Source organism: Acidobacteriota bacterium (genome assembly GCA_016196035.1).
Taxonomy (GTDB): Bacteria; Acidobacteriota; Blastocatellia; order RBC074; family RBC074; genus JACPYM01.
Genome location: JACPYM010000066.1, coordinates 178,675 through 186,258, shown reverse-complemented (window position 1 = coordinate 186,258; position 7,584 = coordinate 178,675). Strand labels below are relative to the sequence as shown.

At 59.2% G+C, this 7,584-nt stretch carries 6 protein-coding genes; all 6 read right to left on the bottom strand.

The annotated features are described in order from the left end of the window. Positions 1-80: 80 nt before the first annotated feature. The 6 genes from HY011_20900 to HY011_20875 all read right to left on the bottom strand — a co-directional run bounded on the left by HY011_20900 (position 81) and on the right by HY011_20875 (position 7,167). Positions 81-2,402, bottom strand: coding sequence for an ABC transporter permease (locus HY011_20900; GenBank protein ID MBI3425400.1), 2,322 nt, complete (start codon positions 2,400-2,402; stop codon positions 81-83). Positions 2,403-2,412: 10 nt separating this feature from the next. Continuing rightward, positions 2,413-2,739 carry a helix-turn-helix transcriptional regulator gene (locus HY011_20895; GenBank protein MBI3425399.1) on the bottom strand — a complete coding sequence of 109 codons (327 nt, stop codon included), beginning with the start codon at positions 2,737-2,739 and terminating at the stop codon, positions 2,413-2,415. Positions 2,740-3,190: 451 nt separating this feature from the next. Further along, entirely contained in the window at positions 3,191-4,132 is a 942-nt protein-coding gene (locus HY011_20890) for a tetratricopeptide repeat protein (GenBank protein ID MBI3425398.1), read from the bottom strand. Between the two features lie 684 nt (positions 4,133-4,816). Further along, positions 4,817-5,755, bottom strand: a complete 939-nt coding sequence (locus tag HY011_20885) for a hypothetical protein (GenBank protein MBI3425397.1) — start codon at positions 5,753-5,755, stop codon at positions 4,817-4,819. Between the two features lie 33 nt (positions 5,756-5,788). After that, the gene (locus tag HY011_20880) at positions 5,789-6,559 is read right to left on the bottom strand and encodes a hypothetical protein (GenBank protein ID MBI3425396.1); all 771 of its coding nucleotides are present in this window, start codon (positions 6,557-6,559) and stop codon (positions 5,789-5,791) included. After that, on the bottom strand, positions 6,556-7,167 hold the full coding sequence (locus HY011_20875; GenBank protein ID MBI3425395.1) for an RNA polymerase sigma factor: 612 nt from the start codon (positions 7,165-7,167) through the stop codon (positions 6,556-6,558). The genes HY011_20880 and HY011_20875 overlap by 4 nt, the downstream gene beginning before the upstream one ends. Positions 7,168-7,584 lie beyond the last annotated feature (417 nt).

Below are 7,584 nucleotides of genomic sequence, written 5' to 3'. Positions count from 1 at the left end.
CGGTGTCCACAAGCGTTATCTCAAAGACTACGTGGCGACCTATGAAGCCATGTACAACGCCAAACGCATCAATGCGATGCTCATTCGACGAATGTGCCGGACAGCAACGATGCAAACTGGTTACACATGAGCCGAAAGTTTTGCACCATCTCCGTCAACGGCAACGCTTCACTGATGGCGACGTTCGGATCAACAGCCAGAATCTCTTGCCGCAACCGTGGGAGCATTCCGCGCGGATCGCCCTGCAACCGCACCAGCATGCGATTGCCACCGAAATCAGCGCGAAAGATGTAGGCTTCAGCAGGCTCGCCGCTTTGGCGAAAATTGTTGTACCGGGCAACGCCGACGACTTCACAGGGCTGATCCTCGACCAGGACGGACTGACCGACCGCATCCTGCTTCGGCCACAACTGCCGGGCGAGCGTCTCATTGATAATGACGGCGCGCCGCCCTTCCTGCCTGTCCTGGTTGGTAAAGTCGCGGCCTTGCAATAACGGGATGCGCAGCGTTTCAAAGAATCCAGGAGCAACCTTGTTTTGCTTCACCTGGCGTTTGTCTTTTTCATTGGCAAACTGTTCTCCGGGCAACACCACTGAAGCGTCGCCGCCCCAATTGCGCAGCGGCGGATAGCCGGCAAACGCGACTGATTGCACGCCCGCTAGCGACGCCACCCGCCGCTGTACATTCTGAAAGTAGACTTGTGCTTGCTGCTGATCGTAGCCGCTGAGGTGAGGCTTCATGCGGATGAAGACAACATTGCGCGCGTCAAAGCCAGCGTCCCATTTGAGGTTGCGCAAGCTCTGAAGCATCAACCCGGCGGCAACCAGCAGGACTACGGATAAGGCAACCTGTACGACCAGAAACGCGGCGCGCAAGCGGGAGCGCCGATACCCAAAGGCGGAAGCGTCGTCTTTAAGCGCAGGCACAAGCGCCGGGCGGGAAGCTTGCAGCGCCGGAATCAAGCCAAACAGCATGCCGGTCAATCCCGCCAGCAAAAAGCTGAAAAGAAAAACCTGCCCGTCAAAGTGAAGTTCGTGAAATGGCTTGACGCCTTCCACTTCGGAAAAATAGAAATCGCCGACCAGCCCGCTCGCCGCCGCAGCCAGCGCCCAGCCAACCAACCCGCCCAACAGAGAAAGCAACACGCTCTCAGTCAGCAATTGCCGCATCAAACGCGCCCGGCTCGAACCCAATGCCAGACGAATCGCAATCTCTTTCTGCCGCGTCGCGCCGCGCGCCAGTAGCAATCCTGCCAGATTGGCACAGGCAATCAGCAACAGACACAGCACCGTCACGGCCAGCACGCGCGGCAATTCTGCTTGCTCGTCCCGAAAGATGGGATGCAATCCTTTCAACTCGTATAGCTGCACCCCGGCGTCTTTGTTGGTTGCGGGATAGCTGGCTTCCAATTGGCGCGCGAGGGTGGTCATTTCCGCCTGCGCTTGTTCGCGCGTCGCGGTTGATTTCAAACGCCCAACCAACTCCAGTTCGGCGCTGTCGCGGCTGAGAATGTTTACGTCACGGTAGGCGGCCTGCGCCATCATCGTCGGAATCCAAACGTCATAAGTGTTTCCGACCCACACGCCGTGAAAGTCCTGGGGCGCGATGCCGACAACCGTGAAGGTCACGCCATTCAGTTTCAACGTCTGCCCGATGCAGCGTGCATCGCCGTTAAAGCGCCGCTGCCAAAAGGCATAGCTCAGCACAGCCACGGGGTTCCTGCCGGGAATGCGGTTTTCTTCGGGCAAGAAGTAACGACCGAGCAAAGGGCGCACGCCGAGAACCGTGAAGTAACTTTCGGAAATCACCTGCGCCTGCACCTCCGCCGCGAAATCTCCATCCGCTAAGTGCGCGCTGAAGTAACCGGCCAGGCCGGAAAAGACTGTATTGTGATCACGGTAGTGCAGGTAATCGGGGTAACGAATGTTTTGCGGGGCAAGCCTGTGTTGCGCAGTATTAAGCGCACAAGCCCCAACGAGTTGCTCCGCAGCCGCGACCCCGGACGGCGCACTGAAAAACAATGCGTTCACCAGACTAAAGACAATCGTATTCGCGCCAATGCCCAGCCCCAACGAGAGCACCGCCACCGCTGTGAAGCCTTTGTGCTTGAGCAGCATTCGCACTGCAAATCGTAGGTCTTGGATCATTTCGTCCTCCCATCGTTTCGGTTGCAGCACCAGCGCATCCCAAAACGCACTCGTGCTGCGCCGCAACAGATCAAGTTTGTTTTGCCAGGTGAGCCGGTCCCACTCCGCCAGCATTTCTGCGCGGTATTGCAACTCCGCTTCCCACTCCTGCCGCCAATCGGCGCGCAAGCGGCGCGGCACGATCAGGCCGACAAGGGTGATCAGCCAGAGGTGCGGTTTGCTGAAAGGTCGTTGGTGGCAGGTAAACAACGGCATGGTTTGCCCCTCACGCGCGAGACGGTTTCGGGTCGCGCTCTTTGGTTGGTTGCACCTGCTCCAACAGCCGGTAGCGTTTGACGGCTTCGGCCAGGACTTCCCTACCCGGGCGCGTCAGCTCGTAATACTTGCGCGCCGGGCGCGGCTCGGCTTGCGCGATGCTCGGCTTTTCCCACTTCGAGGTGAGATAGCCCGCGTCTTCCAGCCGCCGCAGCGCCGGGTAAACCGTCCCGCCCGGCAGGCCGGTGATGTCTATGATGTCGAAGCCGTAGAGATAGCCATTGGCCACCGCTTGCAGAATGGCGGCGCTGGCGTATGTAAGAAATCCTTTGCCCATCGTGAACTCCTTCAAAGCAGTTTCAAGATAGCATCCTATCTAGTGAAGATTCTATCTAGCAAGGATTCTACATAGGGTGAGATAAGCGGTCAAGGTCGCAGCCGTATTTTTTTTTTGAAGGGTTTGCTTCTAAATCAAACCAGACAACATTGGTACGGAACCGGGAGCGATAACGACCGGGTGGCCGCTGGAAGGCGCGCTCCGACAGCACCCGGTCGCTATCGCTCCCGGTTCCGTACCGGCGCGCCGTCTCAATGTTGTGCGTTCCGACGAAGGCGAGACGGTGTCCGATTCAAGTTGTGGCAAAGAAGCAAGGTAGCGGGTAAATCAAGTGGGAGGTGGGGCAGGTTCGGTGACAGCAGCCTGCCGGACTTCGCCACTACCAAAGGCTAAAGGTGCGCGGACGTTGCCTCGCCGTGTCTGAAACATTTGTCACGCGGAAAGTAAGGCCTCACTTCTTCAACAACTCTTTTACTTTGGCGATGCGCTCTTCCAATTCGGCGTTTAGCTCGGGGTCAATGGCTCGCGCGTTAGCAAAATCGCGCTCAGCCTCTGTGGCGTGCCCCAACCACAGCGAGGCCAGCCCGCGATTGACGTGAGCATGTGTCATGACCGGATCGAGTTCGAGCGCGCGCGTGAAGGCCCCGATAGCCAGTTCGTAGTGGTGCGTGTCGCACAAAGCCACGCCGCGCCCAAAATAGCCCTCGGCCATTTTGGGTGCGCGTTTGATCGCTTGTTCAAAATCCTGCAAGGCGCGCTCAAATTCGCGTTTCGCCCGCCAGGCAAACCCCCGGTTGAAATAGACCTGCGCCAGACGCGGATTCAGCCGCAGCGCTTCGTTGAAATCGCTCAACGCGCCTTCGGCATCTCCCAATTTCATGCGGGTGCGGCCGCGATTGTTGCGCAATTCCGGCTCGCGGGGGCTGAGCAGGATGGCCTGGTCGAAATCGCGCAGCGCGCGCTCATACTCATGGCGCGCACACCAAACCATGCCGCGCTGGTTGAAGGCTGCGGCCAGGCGCGGTTGAATGGCCAGCGCGCGATTGCAGTCCTGCCAGGCACCGTCGTAATCCGCCAGTTGATAGCGCACCAACGCTCGGTTGGCATAGGCCAGGGCGGTCGCGGGCGTGAGCACCCGAATGTCGTCAACCTCGACGGGCGCGCGTTCAACCATATTGGCGCGCGGGTCTTCAGTTGGACGGCGTTGCGTGAGCCGCGAACTGAGTTCGATGGCACAGGTGTAATCTGCGTGCGCGCCGGCATAATCGCCCTGCGCAAAATGGGCTTGCCCGCGTTGGAAACATTCCTGGGCGTTGTGCGGCGTTTGCGCGGCAACCGTCAGCGCTGACAGACCCAATAACCAAACGACAAGCGCGATAGAGCAGCGTTGCATACACGTCTCCTTACGCACCGCGCAACGGCGGCGGCGGTGTCAGTTCGTTGTTTTGCTGTTCAGCCGTGTCTGAGGCGTAGGCAGGCAAAGTCAGCATCTGTTGCCTGGCGTCGCAGGCGCGACCGTGAAATCACGCGGGTGAACTTCGTTTCAAGCTTCAGTTTCAAGCTTCGTTTCAAGTTGGCAAGTCGCCGGTCAAAACGGCGGGATGCGCAGCTTTCAAAGCGCTGCGCGAGATGGCTGCGCATCCCAGCAAAGCCCCGGCAAAAGTCCGCTTCAGCGCTTTTGCTCTGTTTCCTGCTACTGGTTATTACTCGCGACGGCTGGCAAACGTTCAACCATTTCAGCGCGGGCCGTGTGAAATAATGCCGTCACGCCGCAGTTTTTTGGCGCGTTATCAAAATTCGCAGCACGCTTCCGCTTTGCTGAAAAGGCGTGTTCGAAAATGCGCGCTCGGGCATTTGGATTTGGCTGGTTGGAGCAGGTGGCGAGGGAGTTGGCGCAGGATTGGAGCGGATGGGCAGTTTACCGTTTTCAGCGCGCAGTAGCTCGGTTTGCAATTGGGTTTACGGGGTGGCCGGTCGGCGTGCCGTGCGGGCGGGACGATTTGGCAAAGCGTCCCGCCCGTTTCCCGCACACCGCATTGAAATCCGCTCTAAAACCGGCAACCTGCGTGGCTGGTCATTATTGCTCTTCCGGCGCGCGCTTTTTCAGCGGCAGCGGCGCGGAGTCTTTGAGCGTGTAATCCGCTGGCACTTCAAACAAGGCGCGGGCCGGTTCGCTGCGAGTGAGGTTCGTCAGACGATAGCTGGTTTCGCCGCTGCGTGGATCGCGGCTCTTGGTCAGCACCATCAATTGCAATTCGGGTGAATACCAGGTTTCGTCCACCACTTCGATAGGCAGGGTGTTGCCGATTTCACCTGTGGGGATGGTATACGTGGAACGCGTGCCCACCACCTCTACGCCCTCGATCACTTGCTTGCCGAGCATTTCTACTTTTCGTCGTGGGTCGCCACTAATGCCTTTTTGCAACTCCCACGGCTTGGATTCCTTCGACGGGATGAGCTGCGGCGTGGCCTCGCCCGCCGGAGGTTTTGTGCCCATCTTTTCCTTTAACGCTTCAACCTCGGCTTGCGTTAGGGCTCGCCCATTCGCCTTAACGCTCTCAAGCCACTCGGCGGTCGCGGGCTTTTGCAGCGCGTAGACATTCTTGTGCGCGGTGCGCGTGTGCGGGTCGAGGCTAACGCTCATCCCTGCCACCGGATCATTGATGGTAATGAATTGCTGGGACTCGCCCTCCGCCGTCCATTTGCCAATCGTTTCCAGCGACTGTTCGGTGCGCGTGCGCCCTTCGCTGTCGCGGTAAAGCTTCGTCTGATTCTTGCGCACGATCTGATTGCCATCGCTCAACGTTTGCACCCTCTCGGTGAGCGCGGTCGCCGCATAGGGCGCGCCCTTCACCACTTTGCCAAGGGCCGACTTGGATGCGAGGACTTTGAACGTACCATCTGTCTGAACCTTCGCGTCATCCGGCCCGGGCTTCTTTTCCTGCGCCAGCGTGGTAAGGCCGGCAGCGACGACCAAGCTGCCGATCAATAACAACTGTCCCAGTTTCTGTTTCATAAAGTTCTCCTTTTGTATTTCGAGTCAGTACCATCAGCGCACGAAACGAATCGCGCGCGCCAAACCATCCTCACCCAACACCACATCAGCTTTGACGGATGTATTTGCGCTGTCAGGCGCAACGGGCAAGCCAACTTCGCCCAGCGCCGAACCGGGCAATGCAACGCGCAACATGCCCATGCTCTCTAACGCGGCCAGGTCTTCGCCCTCGCGTAAGGGGAAAAATTGCGTGACCACCTCTGCCTCTTCCGAATTGTTGCCAGACGCTCGGCGCATGCCGTGTCGTGGCTTTGGGCGTAACGCTCCAGCCGGCACGTTCGCCAGTTTAGGCGCATCCACCTGCCCGCTGTGAGGTGGGGCAGGCGCTTCTTTTGGCAAGTGCGGGCTGGCTGTCGTCCCAGGCGGTTGCTGTGCCGTTTGCTTTTGTTTATCCGAAGCTGATTTGAGCCACACCACGCCGGTGAGAACAGCGAACAGAATCACGGCGGCCCAGGCGGCCACCAGACGCCACCGCCCCCCGCGTCTATGCAGTGGCGACATTCTGCTGACTGGCGTTTCTCCGCGCGCAGCTTGTGCGCGGAAAGCCGTCAGCAGAGCCGCTTCGACGCGGGCGGGCGCTTCTTCCCTGGCAACCTCGGCGACAACCAAATGCAGGGCCGCCCACAAGGTGCGTTCTTCGGCTAGACGCGCGGCGCACTGCGCGCAGACTTCGGCGTGCGCCAAACTTTGTGCGCGCGCCGCTGCATCCAGCGCTTGTTCGCGCGCCAGCGCCAACACAGTCTTCGCAAAATCCTGGCAATTCATGCAAAACACCTCATCCCTTGCGCGGCGGGCGTAGCCGCGTCCAGCTTGCCCGCCGCGCGCAGTTTCTTAAGTAACAAAGCGTGCCCGCGATGCAACCGCGAGTTCACCGTGCCGACCGGACAGTCCAACGCCAGCGCCGCATCCGCATAACTCAACTCTTGGAAGTCGCACAACACGATCACTTCGCGGTAACGCGCGGGCAAGGCCAGGACGGCCTGGCGAACCAGTTTGATGGCTTCGTTGCGCGTGCAATCGCGGAGCGGATCGTCCCCGGCTTTGAGCAGCGCGCGGGGGACGGCTTCGTCCTCGTCAGTTTCTTCCACAAGCTGAACGTAAGGCCGCTCGCGTGCCAGCAAACGCAGGACGTGATGGCGGGCCGTGCCGCATAAGTACGCCGGAAGCGAACCGCGCGCCGGATCAAACCTATGCGCCTGATGCAGCAAGGCCAGAAAGACCTCTTGCGTGGCTTCTTCCGCCAGACTCGCCTGCCCGCTCATCAAGAGCGCGAACCGGTAGATGAACCCCTGATGCCGCCGATAGAGCGCCGTGAAGGCTTGCTCATCGCCGTCCGTCATCAAACGCAACAGTTCGGCATCGTTAGCAGTCATTAGATCGGTTTTCACATCAGTGTATGGGAAAAGCCGCGCAGCAGGACGGTACCGCGCGCGTGAGCAAGCGGAGCCTGGGCGGTTCAGCCAGTAGCGTCAACTTGACGCGCCGCTTGCTCACGCGCGCGGTACCGTCCCGGCATAACGCGCTCCCGTAAACGCAATTGCAAACCGCTCTAGGTTGGTCATCGCTTGTAGGTTCTTTCCACCTGCTTACAACCGTAATTCACCCGAACAGTCCGAAACCATCCAAAATATTTTCCGGCAAATTCTGCTGGGTCAGGACTTACACAAGACACGGACAAGTTAGCCACAGAGGCACGGAGACACAGAGCTTTTTCACAGTGTTGGCAACGTTCTCCGTCTTTCTCCGTGCCTCTGTGGCTCTATGGCAAATCTTTGCGTAAGTCCTCGCTG

Bases quoted from the DNA above. Each gene is read 5' to 3' on its own strand.
- HY011_20900 (MBI3425400.1), bottom strand. From the start codon at position 2,402: ATGCCGTTGTTTACCTGCCACCAACGACCTTTCAGCAAACCGCACCTC.
- HY011_20895 (MBI3425399.1), bottom strand. From the start codon at position 2,739: ATGGGCAAAGGATTTCTTACATACGCCAGCGCCGCCATTCTGCAAGCG.
- HY011_20890 (MBI3425398.1), bottom strand. From the start codon at position 4,132: ATGCAACGCTGCTCTATCGCGCTTGTCGTTTGGTTATTGGGTCTGTCA.
- HY011_20885 (MBI3425397.1), bottom strand. From the start codon at position 5,755: ATGAAACAGAAACTGGGACAGTTGTTATTGATCGGCAGCTTGGTCGTC.
- HY011_20880 (MBI3425396.1), bottom strand. From the start codon at position 6,559: ATGAATTGCCAGGATTTTGCGAAGACTGTGTTGGCGCTGGCGCGCGAA.
- HY011_20875 (MBI3425395.1), bottom strand. From the start codon at position 7,167: ATGACTGCTAACGATGCCGAACTGTTGCGTTTGATGACGGACGGCGAT.